Annotated in this window: 16 protein-coding genes; 15 read left to right on the forward strand and 1 reads right to left on the reverse strand. The window is 54.3% G+C overall.

Annotated elements, in window-relative coordinates; translation table 11 throughout:
- The first annotated feature begins 254 nt into the window (after positions 1–254).
- From AC0L7R_RS15395 to pdeM, 15 genes are all read left to right on the forward strand, one after another.
- Positions 255–437 carry a Flp family type IVb pilin gene (locus AC0L7R_RS15395; protein WP_247127438.1) on the forward strand — a complete coding sequence of 61 codons (183 nt, stop codon included), beginning with the start codon at positions 255–257 and terminating at the stop codon, positions 435–437.
- 230 nt (positions 438–667) lie between these two features.
- Positions 668–832 (forward strand): hypothetical protein, encoded by a 165-nt coding sequence (locus AC0L7R_RS15400; protein ID WP_473657753.1) that lies wholly within the window; start codon positions 668–670, stop codon positions 830–832.
- A 95-nt stretch (positions 833–927) separates the two neighbouring features.
- Positions 928–1,800, forward strand: coding sequence for a Flp pilus assembly protein CpaB (gene cpaB, locus AC0L7R_RS15405; RefSeq protein WP_473657754.1), 873 nt, complete (start codon positions 928–930; stop codon positions 1,798–1,800).
- Positions 1,801–2,060: 260 nt separating this feature from the next.
- The gene (locus AC0L7R_RS15410) at positions 2,061–3,488 is read left to right on the forward strand and encodes a type II and III secretion system protein family protein (RefSeq protein ID WP_247127441.1); all 1,428 of its coding nucleotides are present in this window, start codon (positions 2,061–2,063) and stop codon (positions 3,486–3,488) included.
- Between the two features lie 14 nt (positions 3,489–3,502).
- Positions 3,503–4,159, forward strand: a complete 657-nt coding sequence (locus AC0L7R_RS15415; RefSeq protein ID WP_473657755.1) for an OmpA family protein — start codon at positions 3,503–3,505, stop codon at positions 4,157–4,159.
- Between the two features lie 276 nt (positions 4,160–4,435).
- Positions 4,436–5,683, forward strand: a complete 1,248-nt coding sequence (locus AC0L7R_RS15420; protein ID WP_247127443.1) for a CpaE/TadZ family protein — start codon at positions 4,436–4,438, stop codon at positions 5,681–5,683.
- A 17-nt stretch (positions 5,684–5,700) separates the two neighbouring features.
- Positions 5,701–7,152, forward strand: a complete 1,452-nt coding sequence (locus AC0L7R_RS15425) for an ATPase, T2SS/T4P/T4SS family (protein ID WP_473657756.1) — start codon at positions 5,701–5,703, stop codon at positions 7,150–7,152.
- Positions 7,153–7,157: 5 nt separating this feature from the next.
- Positions 7,158–8,123 carry a type II secretion system F family protein gene (locus tag AC0L7R_RS15430; protein WP_247127445.1) on the forward strand — a complete coding sequence of 322 codons (966 nt, stop codon included), beginning with the start codon at positions 7,158–7,160 and terminating at the stop codon, positions 8,121–8,123.
- 9 nt (positions 8,124–8,132) lie between these two features.
- The gene (locus AC0L7R_RS15435; protein ID WP_247127446.1) at positions 8,133–9,104 is read left to right on the forward strand and encodes a type II secretion system F family protein; all 972 of its coding nucleotides are present in this window, start codon (positions 8,133–8,135) and stop codon (positions 9,102–9,104) included.
- A gap of 15 nt (positions 9,105–9,119) precedes the next feature.
- Positions 9,120–9,680, forward strand: coding sequence for a tetratricopeptide repeat protein (locus tag AC0L7R_RS15440; protein WP_247127447.1), 561 nt, complete (start codon positions 9,120–9,122; stop codon positions 9,678–9,680).
- Positions 9,681–9,709: 29 nt separating this feature from the next.
- Entirely contained in the window at positions 9,710–10,567 is an 858-nt protein-coding gene (locus AC0L7R_RS15445; protein WP_473657757.1) for a tetratricopeptide repeat protein, read from the forward strand.
- A 12-nt stretch (positions 10,568–10,579) separates the two neighbouring features.
- Positions 10,580–11,074: a prepilin peptidase gene (locus AC0L7R_RS15450; protein WP_473657758.1), complete on the forward strand. Its 495-nt coding sequence runs from the start codon at positions 10,580–10,582 to the stop codon at positions 11,072–11,074.
- 125 nt (positions 11,075–11,199) lie between these two features.
- Entirely contained in the window at positions 11,200–12,510 is a 1,311-nt protein-coding gene (locus AC0L7R_RS15455) for a P-loop NTPase family protein (protein ID WP_247127450.1), read from the forward strand.
- 82 nt (positions 12,511–12,592) lie between these two features.
- A complete protein-coding gene (locus AC0L7R_RS15460) occupies positions 12,593–15,004 on the forward strand; it encodes a ligase-associated DNA damage response DEXH box helicase (protein WP_473657759.1) in 2,412 nt (803 codons plus the stop codon).
- Positions 15,005–15,043: 39 nt separating this feature from the next.
- Positions 15,044–15,733 carry a ligase-associated DNA damage response endonuclease PdeM gene (pdeM, locus tag AC0L7R_RS15465; protein ID WP_473657760.1) on the forward strand — a complete coding sequence of 230 codons (690 nt, stop codon included), beginning with the start codon at positions 15,044–15,046 and terminating at the stop codon, positions 15,731–15,733.
- On the opposite strand, the gene AC0L7R_RS15470 is transcribed toward pdeM, so the two are convergent.
- The gene (locus AC0L7R_RS15470; RefSeq protein ID WP_473657762.1) at positions 15,648–16,328 is read right to left on the reverse strand and encodes a LytTR family transcriptional regulator DNA-binding domain-containing protein; all 681 of its coding nucleotides are present in this window, start codon (positions 16,326–16,328) and stop codon (positions 15,648–15,650) included. The two genes, pdeM and AC0L7R_RS15470, sit on opposite strands and share 86 nt — an antisense overlap.
- Positions 16,329–16,506 lie beyond the last annotated feature (178 nt).

The following is a 16,506-nucleotide window of genomic DNA, read 5'->3' on the forward strand; positions in this document are numbered from 1 at the left end:
ACGCAAATGCGCAACGAACGCGCAAGCGCAATACATAAAAATTGCCCTATAATTCGTATCAAAACATATACTTACGTATAAATCTCAAATTTTTTGGGGGCTGCGCAAAATTGCACCAACCAAGACAAACTCTCGCCGCATTCCAACGTCAAAACTTACTCATCCAAAGCGGGGATCGAGCCAACAAGAGGCCGGCAAGATACGATCCGCAGACGATAACTGAAAAACTAGCGACACCCTGAGGAGGGAATTTAATGCTTAACTTTATCAAGAACTTCCGCAACGACGAAGACGGCGCAGTAACAGTAGACTGGGTTGTTCTGACAGCTGCTATCGTTGCTCTCGGCCTGGTTGTCGGCAACGCAGTATCAACTGGCGCGTCTACAAAAGCGACTACAATCGTTTCTGAAATGACTTCTTCCGGTACAACTCCTTAATCTGGAGTTGACGTAGTCAGGGTCTACCTGACTTCGCCACAAGAATTGAGGCCACACTGCAATCGTAGTGTGGCCTTTCTTCGTTTTCAGGGGCTCCGTTTTTCCCAAAAATGTCGAAAATGCGAATGATTTCGAAACACCAAATCCCTGAAAATTCATAGGTTGGCCACGTTTGCGCCACATAAAGGGTTCAAGAAAGAAGCGGAAATTTAAGTGCGCGGAGCATCAAAATGTTAAAATCGATCAAATCCTTCTTGAGCAACGAAGACGGCGCAATTACTGTCGACTGGGTTGTTTTGACCGCAGCGGCTGTTGCGCTATGCTTGCTGGTATTGTCGACAATTCAAACCGGCGCACTGACGACTATCGCCGCTATGTGGGCAAGCGCCGGCTAACTTTACTGTCGGCTGCGCAGGTGACAAAACGCGCAAAGCGGGACTTCGGGCAAGAGTCCACTTTGTGATACAAATAAAACCTTGAGGTAAATGAAATGCGTGCAGTATTTGGTTTAGTCATGATCGTCGGGATGGGTCTCGCCGGTTTTGCTGTTTATATGGTGAACGGCTACGTCAGCGAAACGCAAAGCGAACGCGATCTGCTGTTGCAGCGTGCCGCTGAAGTTGTTCCGACCGTTGGCGTTTACGCAGTTACACGCCAAATGAAATATGGTGAGACGTTGACCGCTGATGACGTCGCCGTCATTCAATATGCAGAACCGTTCTTGCCTGAAGGCGTCTTTATGACCGAAGAAGAATTGTTCCCCGAAGGCGACGAAGAACTGCGTGTTGTGACCCGCCCGATGGAAATTAACGAACCCATTTTGGCTGTGAAAGTCACGGAACCAGGCGATATTGCAGGTATTACGTCCTTGTTGAGCCCCGGCATGCGCGCCTTTACGATCAGCGTTGATGTGCAGTCCGGTGTGTCCGGCTTCCTGCGTCCAGGCGACCGTGTTGACGTTTATTGGTCTGGCAGTCTGCGCACGGCTGGCGGTGAAAACGAAAACATCACGCAGCTGATCCTGTCATCTGTTGAACTGATCGCGATTGACCAGACATCCGATTCAAACCGCAGCGACGCTGCAATTGCCCGGACTGTGACTGTACAGGTTAGCCCTGCCAACGTGGCGGCCCTGACCCAAGCGAGCGCGACTGGTAAGCTGTCTTTGGCGCTGGTTGGTGCCGGTGATACGACGACGATCAGTTCCATTGCGATTGACCAAAGAACGCTACTTGGTGTCGAAGAGGAAGCACCCGAAGTTGTCGAAGAAGCACCTGTCGTAGTTGAAGCCCCAAAGCAGTGCTTCATCAAGCAACGCAGCGGTGGGCAGGTTGTCGAAGTCGAAATTCCTTGCACGAACTAAGCGCTGACGAGGACTAAAATTGACGGCGTCGCTGACATCAGCGGCGCCGTTTGCACATGAAATTCTGTGGCGCAGCGGCCACGATGCTTCGTTTTGGTGTAACAGACTAAAGGGTTTAACCCCATCTGTTGCCAGTTATCCACATAAGGACCAGCCTCCAACGCATTGATTATTGCAATAAATGCTCATCCAATGCATCGTCACACCACATCGGGCGCTAAGACCCATTTAACGAGGCGTGATCGGAGAGGCAGGTCACCATGACATATACGAACCTTATCAAGGCCGCGCTTGCGGGCTTGGCATTGTCGTTCGCGACAGTACCAACCTCAAGTGCAGCGGAAACACTACGCGTGTTGCGAGGAGCAACATCAAGTGCACTACAAGTGCCAATGAACCGCGCTGTGGTTGTAGAGAGCGACTCTGCATTTACCGAACTTTCTATCGCCAACCCCGGCATCGCGGACATCTCGTCCCTGTCGGACCGCACTATCTATGTGCTGGGCAAGGAACCGGGCCGCACGACATTGACACTATTGGGGGCCGATGGGCGCCTGATCACGAACGTCGAGGTCCACGTGACACCCGACATCGCAGAATTCAAAGAACGTCTGGAGCAAATCCTGCCCGGCGAACATATTGAAGTCCGCACAGCCAACGACGGCATTGTTCTTTCCGGCACCGTATCTTCGATTGCCCGTTTGGATCGCGCTCTTGAACTGGCGAACCGTTACGCACCAGAACGGGTTTCGAACCTGATGGTCGTTGGCGGCACACAACAGGTGATGTTGAAAGTCCGCTTTGCAGAAATGCAGCGGTCTGTATCCAAATCGCTTTCTTCGTCCCTCGCGGTTCAAGGCACGGGCCTTGGCGGTGATCTGGGCGTGTCAGCGGGTACAGGTAGCTTGAACAACTCTGGCGCAGTGGCCAGCACGTTCGGCGCGGCAATCCCTGCTGTGAACGAAAACAACGGGGCATTCCTGTTCGGGTTTAACGCAGGCGGCCTTGAAGTTGGCATTCTGCTGGAAGCCTTGGAAAGCCGCGGTGTTGTGCGCACATTGGCAGAACCAAACTTGACCGCACTCAGCGGCCAAGAGGCAAAGTTCCTTGCCGGTGGTGAGTATCCGGTTCCAACAACGCAGAGTGAAGGTGGCATCGCCGTTGAATATAAGCCGTTTGGTGTTGAACTGAACTTTATTCCACGGGTTATCGACCAAGACATCATCAACCTTGAATTGGTTGCCGCGGTATCTGCAATCGACCCATCAAACGGCGTTTCAGCTGGCGGGTTCTCGATCGACGCATTCACGCGCCGCGAGACATCAACAACTGTTGAAATGCGCGACGGCGAAAGCTTTGCCATCGCGGGTCTGTTGTCTGATGACTTTACCGATCTGAATGGTCAGGTGCCATGGCTGGGCGATGTGCCTGTGCTTGGGTCCCTGTTCCGGTCCGCAGAATATGCGCGCCGCCAAACAGAGCTGGTGATCATCGTGACGCCACATCTTGTGACACCAACACGCGGCGAAGCGCTTGCCTTGCCAACTGACCGTGTTCGCCCACCAACCGAGCGTGAATTGTTCCTGTTTGGCCGCGTTGCCGCAGGTGAAGCACCAACAGCCGGTGGCGCTGGTGAAGTTGCACGCCAAGACTTTAGCGGGTCTTACGGCTACGTGCTGGACGATTGAGAGGGAATGATCCAATGAAAATCTATCTGTCAGCCGTTGCAGCTCTCGCTTTGCTGGGTGCATGTGACCAAACATCAGGTGGGGCGTTTGATCGCCCGCTTGGATCCGAACTGGATAACGGCAACTTCGGTAATGCCACGATGAACAACCACCTGGTCCAAACAGGCCAGAACGGTTTGACCATCAACCTGCAGCGCCGCTTTGCGTCCGAAGTTGAATCAACTGTGAACTTTGCGTTCAATTCTGCCCAACTGGACGGTGCCGCACGTGCGACCCTGACCACGCAAGCAAACTGGATCAAACAGTTCCCAGAAGTCCGGTTTAAGGTCTTCGGCCACACCGATCTGGTTGGGTCTAACAGCTATAACCGTCGTCTTGGCTTGCGACGCGCACAAGCGGTTGTTTCGTTCCTTGCGTCACAGGGCATTAGCCGGTCTCGTTTGGAAGCTGTTGTATCCTTCGGTGAAGAACAGCCAGTTGTCGCGACACAAAGCATGGAACGTCGTAACCGTCGGACCATCACGGAAGTATCCGGTTTTGTTGACGGCGATGGCACAGAACTGAACGGCAAATACGCGCAGGTCATCTTCCGCGAATATGTCTCCAGTGCTGTCCCACCAACAGGCGTGACCGCAGCGCAATCCATCAGCGAAGGCGCCGACGGCGGCTAAACTGCGATCGCGACATACCAAATAGCCTCTCTATTTGATGATTTTTTGTTGGCGCGGCCCGTATGGGTCGCGTCAACAACGTTTAAAAATATCCATGATCGTTGCCAATTATCGCACAAAGGCGATCTTTTGGCCCAAATGTCGACACGTTTCGGGGCCAAAACCACATCATAGGGATTTCTCCGCATGCGATTTGTGCGGGCCGAATGATCAAGGGGGCCGGTACGAATCCTCCAAAGTCATCGGAAACATCCCGTAATGATGAGGATTTGAGTGATGAGCAGCGCAGTTTTGCAGCATGAACCACAGCCGATTGTTGCGTGTACAGTCAGCCGTGACGTCCAGATTTTCGATCTGCTGATCGAAGACATGGAAGCCGCACTGGGTGAACAATGGGGCGATCTGTCCTTTGACGACGCTATTCCTTTTCTGGCGCAGCCAGATGCCGCCTCCCTGAAATTTTTGACCATCGCGATGGACCACGAAGACGAGGACCGTCTCGCTTTGATCAGTCAGATTATTGCTGGCGCAAAGGCCCAAGGCATCAAGGTGATCCTCATCACCGAAGATGTGAGCCCTGCCGCATTGCACAATCTGCTGCGCGAAGGCGGCGACGAATTTGTCCCCTACCCGCTTCCTGAAAGCGAATTGGCCCGCGCGATTGAACGCGTCCTAACGCCAAAAGAAGTTATGGACGTTGATCCAGTTGAAGGCGAAGCGCCTCGCAAGAAGAAAATTGGCGGTGGCAAGAATGGTGTGATCATGCCGGTGCACGGATTGTCCGGTGGCATCGGCGCGACGACGATGGCCGTGAACCTTGCGTGGGAACTGGCGACGCTTGAAAAAGTGGATGCGCCAAAGGTCTGTTTGCTGGATTTCGATTTCCAGTTTGGCACAACAGCAACCTATCTCGACCTACCGCGCCGCGAGACCGTTGTGGAATTGCTGACCGATACAGAATCCATGGACAGCGAATCCTTCATGCAAGCGATGACGACATACGAAGACACGCTGCACGTTCTGACCGCCCCGTTCGACATGATCCCGCTTGATCTGGTTGGCCCAGAAGACATTCAACGCATCATGGATTTGGCGGCAAGCCACTTTGACTACGTTGTGATCGACATGCCATCGACGATGGTGGAATGGTCCCAGACTGTTCTGGATGCAGCCCACGTTTATTTCGGCATGATCGAATTGGACATGCGGTCTGCGCAGAACACCCTGCGTCTGAAGCGGGCCCTGCAGGCCGAAGATCTGCCGTTCGAAAAGATCCGCTTTGTGCTGAACCGCGCACCTGGATTTACCGATCTGAACGGTAAATCCCGGGTCAAACGTTTGGCCGACAGCCTTGGCATCAGCATCGAAGTTTTGATGCCCGATGGTGGCAAACCAGTTGCACAAAACGCGGACCACGGTCTGCCGTTGGGGGCTGGTCTTCCGAAGAATGCATTGCGCAAAGAAATCGCAAAACTCGCGAAATCGGTCCATGAAGTTGGTGCCGCCGAAGCCGTTGAAGGCTGAGGGGAAGGAACAAGACCATGTTTTCTAAGTATAAAAAACCAGGTGCAGGCGGCGATACCGCAAAGGCAGCAGCCAAACCGGCGCTCGCCGCAGTGCCTGATGCCGTTGTCGAAGAGGCACCTAAGAAGTCCTTAATGCGCGCCATGCCGATTAAGCCTGCGGGCGACGTCGTTGCTGCGGACAAAGAAAAGCGCCGCAAAGTACGGCTTGGTGAAATCAAGCTGGAATTGCACAAAGCGCTGCTTGATAACCTGAACCTTGCCGCGCTTGAAACCGCGTCCGAGGCCGATTTGCGTGCAGAGATTAACGCGATTGCGACTGAATCCCTTGAGGAAATGGGCATCGTTCTGAACCGTGAAGAACGCACAACCCTGTCGCAGGATTTGTTCTTTGAGGTGACGGGTCTTGGCCCGCTTGAAACGCTTCTGCAAGACGACACCGTGAACGATATTCTGGTGAACGGTCCGCAACAGGTGTTTGTGGAACGCGCTGGTAAGCTCGAATTGTCCGACGTGACCTTCAAAGATGAAAAGCACCTGCTGCGGATCATCGACAAAATCGTTTCTGCCGTTGGCCGTCGTGTTGATGAAAGTAACCCTTACGTCGATGCGCGTTTGCAGGACGGGTCGCGTTTCAACGCCATGGTCCCGCCAGTGGCCGTTGACGGGTCGCTCGTTTCCATTCGTAAGTTTAAGAAAGATAAGCTGGGCATTGACGATCTGGTCAAGTTCGGCGCCTTTACCGAAGAAATGGCCGCATATTTGCAGGCCGCTGTTGCCACACGTCTGAATGTGATCGTGTCAGGTGGTACGGGTTCCGGTAAAACGACGACGCTGAACGCGCTTTCATCTTTCATTGATAACAACGAACGTATCCTGACGATCGAGGATACTGCGGAACTTCAGCTGCAACAGACACACGTAGGTCGGATGGAATCCCGTCCGCCAAACGTTGAAGGCAAAGGCGAAGTGTCCCCGCGCGACTGTCTGAAAAACGCCCTTCGTATGCGTCCGGATCGGATCATCGTGGGTGAGACGCGTGGCGAAGAAGTTATCGACATGCTGCAGGCGATGAACACGGGCCACGACGGATCAATGACCACAATTCACGCCAACAACGCGCGCGATGGTATTTCCCGTCTGGAAAACATGATCGCGATGGCGGGTATCGAAATGCCGCTGAAAGCGGTGCGGTCCCAGATTTCATCTGCGGTGAACCTGATCGTGCAGGCGTCGCGTCTGCAAGATGGTTCGCGCCGGATGACATCCATCACAGAGATCACAGGCATGGAGGGCGACGTGATTTCTATGCAGGAAGTGTTCCGTTTCCAGCGTGTGGGTCTGACGCCCGATAACAAGATTATCGGCCACTTTACCGCGACCGGTGTGCGTTCCGCGTATTCCGACCGCTTTAAGCTGTGGGGCTACGATCTGCCGCCAGCTATCTTTGAACCCATGGTTGCGGAGTAAATCCAATGATTTCAGCACAACCCATTATCTATATCGTCATTTTCGCCGCTGTACTTTTCTTGGTGCAGGGTGCGTATCTGCTGATCTTCGGGAAATCCGTTCAACTGGATAACAAAGTGAACCGCCGTCTGGCTCTGCTTGAAAAAGGCGGCCAGCGCGAACAGGTGCTGGAACAGCTGCGTAAAGAAATGACGCAGCACATGAGATCGCAAAGCATCCCGCTTTATTCGATTTTGGCGTCCAAAGCCCAAAAAGCAAACATCGCGTTTTCACCGGTTCAGTTGATAATGGTGATGGCAGGCGCATCTGTCGCCGCATTTGTTGGCCTGACGTTCGCCACCGAAATCGAAACATTGACGCGAATCTTCGTGGCCGTCGGCATGGGTATCGGCGGGGTCTACATGTGGATCTCTAAAAAAGCGAACAAGCGCATGTCGATGATCGAAGAACAACTGCCGGAAGCAGTTGAGCTGATGGTCCGATCTTTGCGTGTTGGTCACCCGTTTTCCAGCGCGATCCAGATCGTTGCGAAAGAAATCGCTGATCCGCTTGGTACCGAAATGGGCATGATTTCCGATGAAGCGGCATATGGCCGCGACATGGGTGAAACGCTGAAAGCCATGGCAGAACGTCTGGACATGCAGGATATGCGCTTCCTCGCGGTTGCGGTGACGATCCAACAGCAATCCGGTGGTAACCTGGCTGAAATTCTGCACGGGTTGGCGCAGGTGATCCGCGCACGGTTCCGTCTGTTCCGCCGCGTGAAAGCGATTACGGCCGAGGCCCAATGGTCCGGCAAACTGCTATCCGCATTCCCGATTATGGCACTGATTGCGATCAACCTGATCAAGCCGGATTACTTTGACGAAGTGATGGAGACCGATGTGTTTATCCCTGCTTGTCTGATTGTTGCTGCGTTCTTGGTCACGAACATGATCGTGATGCGGGCGCTCGTGAATATTAAGGTCTGAGGTTACCCCATGGAATTCTTTAACAACGCCAAACTGATGGTTGAAGACATGCTCGGTCCATTTGGTCCGGTCATGCTGGTCGGTGCCCTTGGGTTCATGATGATCCTGATCACCCTGCCTATTCTGATGAAAAAGCAAGCCGACCCACTGGACCGACTAAAGGCCAACACGCGCACCGTGCAAAAGATGCCGGGCAAGCCTGAAAAGCTGCGTGCAGCGTCAGGTCGTGATAAACTGGAAAAGTACGCGAACTTCCTCGAACCACAGGACGAAGAAGAATTCAGCGCTGTGAAGCTGAAGCTGATGCAAGCCGGCTACCAAAGCAAAAACGCCGTGCGGATGTACCATTTTTCCCAGTTCGCACTGGGTGTGATCGGTCTGATCATCGGTGTGGTCTACGCCATGACCAATTCAGGCGACGAAACAACAACCCAAGATCTGTTGATCTGGGTTCTGATCCCGGGTGGTGCGTTCTACATGCTGCCAAAATACTGGGTCACACGCCGTCAAGCCATGCGCCACGAAGCAATCACCAACGGCTTTCCAGATAGTCTTGATATGATGCTGGTTTGCGTCGAAGCAGGCCAATCTTTGGATCAATCCATCATTCGCGTCGCCAACGAACTGAAGTCAGGCTTCCCTGATCTTGCTGGTGAATTCGAAGTGGTGAGCCACGAAATGAAAGCCGGTAAGGAAAAAGGCGCCGTGCTAAAAGACATGGCCGAACGGTGTGGTGTGCAGGATATCACCAGCTTTGTGACCGTGCTTGTGCAGTCCCAGCAGTTTGGTACGTCAATTGCCGACGCGTTGCGGGTCTATGCATCTGAAATGCGGGACAAACGTGTGATGCGTGCGGAAGAAGCCGCAAACAAACTGCCAACAAAGATGACATTGGCCACGATGATGTTGACGGTGCCGCCGCTTCTGGTCATTTTGATCGGACCATCGATCTACGGCATCTCCCAGAACTTGGGCGGCTAACTAAGGCAGGCACGCATGCACATCATAAAGGCCCTACTCATTTCGGGCTTAAGTTTTACAGCCGCCTGCACGTCAGGCGGCTTTGAACGTTCAGACGGCGACCCGTTTGCGCCGGGTGTTGCGGGTGAATCCGATATCGACGGGCTGATCGTCGGACACCGTTTGATGGCAGCCGGGCAGTTCGAACTGGCGCTGAACGCCTACACCCGCGCAGCAGCCCAACAAGGGTTGAACCCCGATACATTGTCCGCCCTTGGATCCGCGAACCTGCGATTGGGCCGACTTGGCCAAGCCGAACGGTGGCTACGCCGTGCCACCATCGAAGCACCTGAATTCGCGCCAGCATGGAACAATCTGGGCGTTATTCTGATGGAACAGGGCAAAACAGGCGAAGCAAGCGAGGCATTCCGTCGCGCTTTTGCCACGGATAACGGAAATTCGGACCAAATTCGGGACAACCTGCGCGCGGCGCTCGCAAAGTTAAACGACCCTTTCTATGCTCAATCACAAGAAAACCAACAATTTGAATTGGTGCGACGGGGTACAGGCGATTTCGCTCTCACAGCACCACTTTGAGGTAAGAGCAGTAAAAAGGACGCAAAAACATGCGCCACCCTATTCTTTTTCCGATGTGTATTGCCGCAATCGTGGCGCTGTCTGCGTGTGAAAAATCCGGCGATGCCGAAGTTCAACGCGCTTTGCAGGACCTGAACGTCGTTGACGAAACCAATTTGAACGATGTCTTCCTGACAGTCAGCGACCCCGACGAGGCGGTCAGCTACTTTTCCCGCGCCAACGAAAACGATCCGGGCCGGATTGATCTGATGCGTGGTCTTGCCAAATCTTACATCCGTGCGAAGCGCAGTTCTGAAGCCGTTTCTGCATGGGAAGCCGTGACAAGCCACGCTGACGCAGGCAACGAAGACCGCGTTGAGCTGGCTGATGCCTATATCCGCACAAACCAGTGGGACAAGGCAGCCGCCACGCTGAATTCTATTCCGCCGACCCACGAGACGTTCAAACGCTACCGTCTTGAAGCGATCATCGCTGACAGCAACGAACAGTGGGAAAAAGCGGACAGCTTTTATCAGACGGCCGTTGGCCTGACGACGACCCCTGCAAGTGTTTACAACAACTGGGGTTATTCCAACCTGACACGTGGATCTTACCGTGATGCGGAACGTCTGTTCACAGATGCCCTGCGTCATGATCCACAACTGTTTACCGCCAAAAACAACATCGTTCTGGCCCGCGGCGCACAGCGCAATTATGATCTACCTGTGATCCCGATGACCCAGACCGAACGTGCGCAATTGCTGCACACAATGGCGCTGACCGCGATCAAACAGAACGACATCACCATCGGCAAAGGCCTGTTGCGTGAAGCGATCGACACCCATCCACAGCACTTCGAGGAAGCAACGCGTGCCCTGCGCGCCCTCGAAGATAACGTCGCCAACTAAGGTTTTCACGACGTGGACGGTTTATCATCTTGGGCAGCGGCGTGGTTTCTCCTCGCCGCTGTTCCTATTTCAGGCTTTGTGATTTTCAGCGATCTGGCGCGGATGAAGATCCCGAACGTGGCCGTTGGCGCGCTCGTCGCTAGCTACGCCGTGCTTGGGCTGATTGCATTGCCGTTTGATCAATATCTTTGGCATTGGACCCATTTGCCCGTTCTTTTGCTGATCGGGATTATCTTGAACGCAGCGGGTGCTATGGGTGCTGGTGACGCGAAATTCATCGCAGCCGCTGGCCCGTTTATCGCCACAGCCGACATCCAGCTGATGATCCCACTGTTTTCGGCCTGCTTACTGGCAGGGTTCTTTGCGCACCGTTTGGCACGCATGTCCCCGATCCGCAAAGCGGTGCCCCATTGGGAAAGCTGGACAACTGGCAAACGGTTTCCGATGGGTTTTCCGCTGGGCATGACGCTAGTCATTTATCTGCTGATGGTGCTGGTCTTGCGCTAAGCAATCACAAATGCCACCGAAAACCAGTCATTTGTTCATCATTTCGCCATAATACCCGTGTTGTTTGAACCCTAATTCACCCCGCCCAAACGGGGTGTTTCGTGCAGTCAGACAGCAGGCCCATTATGAACGTACATACCCAATCCGTTATGGCACCCCCCGCCCCCAAAGGGCTGGCAGGGATGCAATTGCCCATGTCGATGATGCGCGACATCCTGATCAAGACCATGTTCCGGATGAACCTGAATCAGGTCAGCGAACTGAGCCCTGTGATCTGCTTGCCGATCCCGGTTGTGCAAGAACTGGTCGATATGGCGCGGTCCCAACTGCTGCTGGAAGCGACAGGCACCATGTCTGCCACCGCCGGCAACGAAATGGGGTATCAGCTGACGGATGCCGGTAAATCCCGCGCACTGGATGCGCTGTCGCAGTCTGAATATTTTGGCGCGATGCCTGTTCCGCTGGAAGTGTACCGCGATCAGGTGCAACGCCAATCCATTCGGAACATTCAGGTATCGCGTGACCGTCTGACGTCCGCGATGGGCCATCTGATCCTGCCTGACGCCTTGCTAGACCAACTTGGGCCAGCGGTTGGTGCGGGACGTTCCGTGCTGATGTACGGACCACCGGGCAACGGTAAGTCATCAATTTCAAACGGTATTCGGGATGCGCTTGGCGACAAGATCTACGTGCCGCGCGCCATCGAATATTCAGGTCAGGTGATCACTGTTTACGATCCCATCGTGCATAATGCCGCCGAAGACGATGCAGACGATCCGAATTCGCTGCGCCGGACATCGGGGCGTTTTGATACCCGCTACGTCAAATGCGAACGGCCTACCGTGATCACGGGTGGTGAACTTTCACTATCGATGCTCGATCTCGTCTATAATTCGACCGCGCGGACCTATCAGGCGCCTTTGCAGCTGAAATCCAGCGGCGGCATTTTCATCGTGGACGACCTTGGCCGTCAGGCTGAACCGCCGCAGGCATTGATTAACCGTTGGATCGTTCCGCTCGAAGAAAACAAAGATATTCTGGCCCTGCAATCCGGAGAAAAGTTCGAGGTGCCATTCGACACGCTCGTGATTTTCTCGACCAACTTCCACCCGAACAAGATCTTCGATAAAGCGGCTTTGCGCCGGATTTTCTATAAGATCAAAATCGACGGGCCGGATCAGGCGGATTTCTTGAAAATCTTCGCGATGGTCGCGCGTAAGCGTCGGATGCCGTTGGATGAAGACACGTTGATCCACCTGCTCAACAACCGCTATCCGGAAATCGGCAACGCCTATGCGAACTACCAGCCGATCTTCCTCATCGACCAGATGATCGCGATTTGTGACTTTGAAGGTATTCCTTATCAGATGACACCAAAACTGGTGGATCGTGCATGGGAAAACATGTTCGTCAAAGAAGAAGACATCATCCACTAACGACACGTCTTCATTTCGCGAAAACAATGCATTCCAGCGGCCGCCCCATTGCAGCCGCTGGCGTTTGCCATACCTTAAGCGCATGAGCGCACTGCCCCCCCAATTCACCAACTGGTTCGCGCAACGCGGTTGGTCGATCCATCCGCATCAGCAAGACATGTTGGACCGCAAAGACCTGCCCGCGTTAATGCTGATTGCCCCCACTGGCGGCGGCAAAACACTTGCCGGTTTCCTGCCCACTTTGGTGGAATTAGCGGACGGCGGGCACGACGGGTTGCACACGTTGTATGTGTCACCGTTGAAAGCCTTAGCCGCTGATATCAAACGTAATTTGCGCACGCCCGTTGATGAAATGGACCTGCCGATCCGCATTGAGGATCGGACGGGCGACACGTCTTACACGCAAAAGCGCAGGCAGCGCGCTGACCCGCCACATATCCTGTTAACCACGCCGGAAAGCCTTGCGCTGCTGACATCCTACGAAGATGCGCCGCGCATGTTTAAGGGTGTCCAACGCATTATCGTGGACGAAATTCACGCGCTCGCGGAAAGCAAACGCGGCGATCAACTGATGCTTGCCCTCTCCCGATTGCAAGCCATGTCGCCCGATCTGCGCCGCGTTGGTCTGTCCGCGACGGTCGAAGACCCTGCCGCGATTGCGCATGAACTGGCCTGCCATCCTGATCCCTGCCCCATCTTGCATGCTGATCCCGGCCCTGCCCCTGACATCCAGATGCTTGTCACCGAAGAACAACCCCCATGGACCGGTGGTGGCGGCAAATATGCGATCCCTGCCGTCTTGGATCAGGTCAAAAAACACAACACGACGCTGATCTTTCACAACACCCGCGCGCAGGCCGAAATCTTTTTCCACAATCTTTGGCTTGCGAATGAAGAGGCGCTACCGATTGGTATCCATCACGGATCATTGGATAAATCCCAACGCGAAAAGGTCGAAGCGGCCATGGTTGCCGGTAATTTGAAGGCGATTGTCTGCACCGGATCACTTGATCTGGGCATTGACTGGGGCGACGTCGATCTGGTGATCCAAGTTGGTGCGCCTAAGAATGTGAAACGTCTGGTGCAGCGGATCGGACGGGCCAACCACCGCTATAATGCGCCGTCCAAGGCGCTGCTTGTGCCCGCCAACAGGTTCGAAGTGGTTGAATGCGTTGCCGCGTTAGAGGCCGTGCACGCCCACGATCTGGACGGTGATCCAAAGGGCCCCGGTCCACGCGATGTTCTGTGCCAGCACATTCTGATCATCGCCTGTGCAGGGCCGTTCGATGTTGATGACCTGTACGCTGAGGTGAGGACCGTCGGCGCGTTTTCGGGCCTTTCGCGTCCCGATTTCGATGCCTGTTTCGATTTTTGCGCGACCGGCGGGTATGCACTGCGGGCCTACGACAAATGGCAGCGGCTGATGCAGCGGCCCGACGGCTTGTGGCAATTGCGCGATCCGCGTGCGGCACAGCGCATCCGCATGAACATCGGGACCATTCAGGATACCGAAACGCTGAAGGTCAAACTCAAAGGAAATTTCAAAGCGTTAGGCGAGATCGAAGAAAGCTTTGCCGCCACGCTAACACCCGGTGATACGTTCCTGATCGGCGGGCAGATTGTACGCTATGACAGTCTGAAAGAACTGACCGTGCAGGTCACACGCGACGCCGCCAAAACCCCCAAGATCGCGACATTCATGGGCACCAAATTCGCGACATCGACCCAATTGCAGGCCCGCATTCTGCGCATGTTTCAGCAGGAAAGTTGGCCACAGCTGCCCCTGCACACCGCCGAATGGCTGCATCTACAACGCGACATTTCCAAACTGCCCGAGGCGGATCGGATTCTGGTCGAAAGCATGTTTTTCGATGACCGCCACTATACATGTGTCTACGGTTTTGCGGGACGCAATGCGCAACAAACGCTTGGTCTGCTTCTGACGCAACGGATGGAACAGCTGGGTCTGCACCCCATGGGGTTTGTGGCGACCGATTATGCGACGCTGTTTTGGGGGCTTGATCCGGTCACCGACCCTGCCCCGCTGTTTGAGACGACGGCCATCACTGACGGGTTTGAAACGTGGCTGGGCGGCAATGCGGTGATGAAAAAAACGTTTCGCGGGGCCGCGACGATTGCTGGGCTGATCGAACGTAACCTGCCGCAAAAACGCAAAACTGGCAGGCAGGCGACCTTTTCCAGCGATATCCTGTATGACACGCTTTATAAGTACGACCCTGACCACCTGATCCTGCAAATCACACGGGAAGAGGCGCTGCGCGGGCTTGTCGATTTTGGCCGGATCGCCGAGATGATGGAAAGGACTGCGGGCCGCATTGACCATGTCATTCTGGATCGTGTGTCGCCATTGTCCGCGCCCATGTTGCTGGAACGGGGCAAGGTGATGGTCGCAGGTAGTGCGCAGGATAAGCTGTTGGAAGACACTGCCGCATTGCTGATGGAAAGCGCGGGGTTAAGCCAACTGCCCCAATAACGCTTGCCAATCGCACGCCAGCGCGGCACTTCCATCGCTATGACCGCCCATGTTTTCAACTTCGCTGACCTGACGTTCCATGCCGAAGCCACCGGTGCGCTCTGGATCCCTGACCATCGTACCTTGGTTGTCTCTGACCTGCATTTGGGTAAATCGGACAGGATCGCGCGCAGAACTGGCACTTTGATCCCGCCGTACGAAAACTTTGAAACGCTCAATCGGCTGGAAGCTGAGATCAACCGTCTTGATCCGCAGCAGATCGTTTGTTTGGGCGATAGTTTTGATGATCTTCTTGGGGTTGATGCGCTGGATGAGGTGAATCAAGCGACGCTGCTGCGCCTACAAGCGGGACGCACGTGGGTGTGGATCGAAGGGAACCACGATCCGGGGCCCGTGGATCTAGGCGGTAGCCATCTAAGCGAAATGACTATCGGCACGGTGGCTTTTCGCCATATCGCCAGCGACGCGGTGCCCGAAGTATCCGGCCACTATCACCCAAAACACGGTGTCCCGGGAATGGGGCGGCTGAGGCCCTGTTTCGTCTACGATACCCAGCGTCTGATCCTGCCCGCTTTTGGGGCATACACCGGTGGGCTAAAGGTGTCAGATGCCGCGATACGTCAGCTGTTTAGCAAACAGGCGATCACTGTGTTAACTGGGTCTCGCGCTGTTCCCGTGCCTCTGGGATTAGGCCGGCGGCAACAAGGACGGGGCGGTAGGTCCGGCTAATCGGAACGCGCACACCTGTTGTCAATTCCAACAATTCGCGGCGACCTTCGTAGATAATGCCTTTGACGTGCGCCTGACTGACCCAATGGGACCGGTGGGTGATATAGCCCATGACATCATCCATTTCGGCAATTGCGTCTGATAACCGCATCAATAGGCGCTGCTCGCTGCCGTCGGACAGGCCGACAAGCACATAATGATCGTTCACGGTGAGGCGGGTGATAGCGAATTCGTTCGAACAAATCCCTAACCGACTGAATAAACGTGGTGGCAGCGGGGCTTCTTCAACAGGTTCATCACGTGGATCAACAAAGACAGGTTCCGGATTAATCAGCGCAAACAGGGCTGTGCATGTCCCCGTGGTCAGCAAAACCCAAGACGACAAAATGGCCAGCGAAATATCGTCTGCGCCCCATGATACGGGACCCAAATTCAAAAAGGTGAAAAGAATGGGGGAAAAGACGCCGCTAAAAATGAGAAAATCAATTGTACGACTTTCGGCCAAAGACCGTCCTTCAAAGAAAGTCGCCGTCAAACTGTGGGTAACTGCTTTCGTGATATAAGCGCCGACAAAAACGGGGCCCCAAAAAAGCATTCGGGCCCCGACGCTTAAGTCCGAGAAACTGCCAAACGGTCCCGCGAATGAAAAGAAAATGCACCCGAAAACGACCATCGAAAAAATACGACCGTTCGTCAAAACTTTGGCAACTTGCCTTCCGAAATTTCGCAACACCTACCCCGTAACTAAAAAATCATACTGCACAATTATTGGT

The organism is Yoonia sp. D2-7 (assembly GCF_055809435.1).

Coding starts and splice junctions, on each gene's coding strand:
- AC0L7R_RS15395 (WP_247127438.1), top strand. CDS start 255: ATGCTTAACTTTATCAAGAACTTCCGCAACGACGAAGACGGCGCAGTA.
- AC0L7R_RS15400 (WP_473657753.1), top strand. CDS start 668: ATGTTAAAATCGATCAAATCCTTCTTGAGCAACGAAGACGGCGCAATT.
- cpaB (WP_473657754.1), top strand. CDS start 928: ATGCGTGCAGTATTTGGTTTAGTCATGATCGTCGGGATGGGTCTCGCC.
- AC0L7R_RS15410 (WP_247127441.1), top strand. CDS start 2,061: ATGACATATACGAACCTTATCAAGGCCGCGCTTGCGGGCTTGGCATTG.
- AC0L7R_RS15415 (WP_473657755.1), top strand. CDS start 3,503: ATGAAAATCTATCTGTCAGCCGTTGCAGCTCTCGCTTTGCTGGGTGCA.
- AC0L7R_RS15420 (WP_247127443.1), top strand. CDS start 4,436: ATGAGCAGCGCAGTTTTGCAGCATGAACCACAGCCGATTGTTGCGTGT.
- AC0L7R_RS15425 (WP_473657756.1), top strand. CDS start 5,701: ATGTTTTCTAAGTATAAAAAACCAGGTGCAGGCGGCGATACCGCAAAG.
- AC0L7R_RS15430 (WP_247127445.1), top strand. CDS start 7,158: ATGATTTCAGCACAACCCATTATCTATATCGTCATTTTCGCCGCTGTA.
- AC0L7R_RS15435 (WP_247127446.1), top strand. CDS start 8,133: ATGGAATTCTTTAACAACGCCAAACTGATGGTTGAAGACATGCTCGGT.
- AC0L7R_RS15440 (WP_247127447.1), top strand. CDS start 9,120: ATGCACATCATAAAGGCCCTACTCATTTCGGGCTTAAGTTTTACAGCC.
- AC0L7R_RS15445 (WP_473657757.1), top strand. CDS start 9,710: ATGCGCCACCCTATTCTTTTTCCGATGTGTATTGCCGCAATCGTGGCG.
- AC0L7R_RS15455 (WP_247127450.1), top strand. CDS start 11,200: ATGAACGTACATACCCAATCCGTTATGGCACCCCCCGCCCCCAAAGGG.
- AC0L7R_RS15460 (WP_473657759.1), top strand. CDS start 12,593: ATGAGCGCACTGCCCCCCCAATTCACCAACTGGTTCGCGCAACGCGGT.
- pdeM (WP_473657760.1), top strand. CDS start 15,044: ATGACCGCCCATGTTTTCAACTTCGCTGACCTGACGTTCCATGCCGAA.
- AC0L7R_RS15470 (WP_473657762.1), bottom strand. CDS start 16,328: ATGCTTTTTTGGGGCCCCGTTTTTGTCGGCGCTTATATCACGAAAGCA.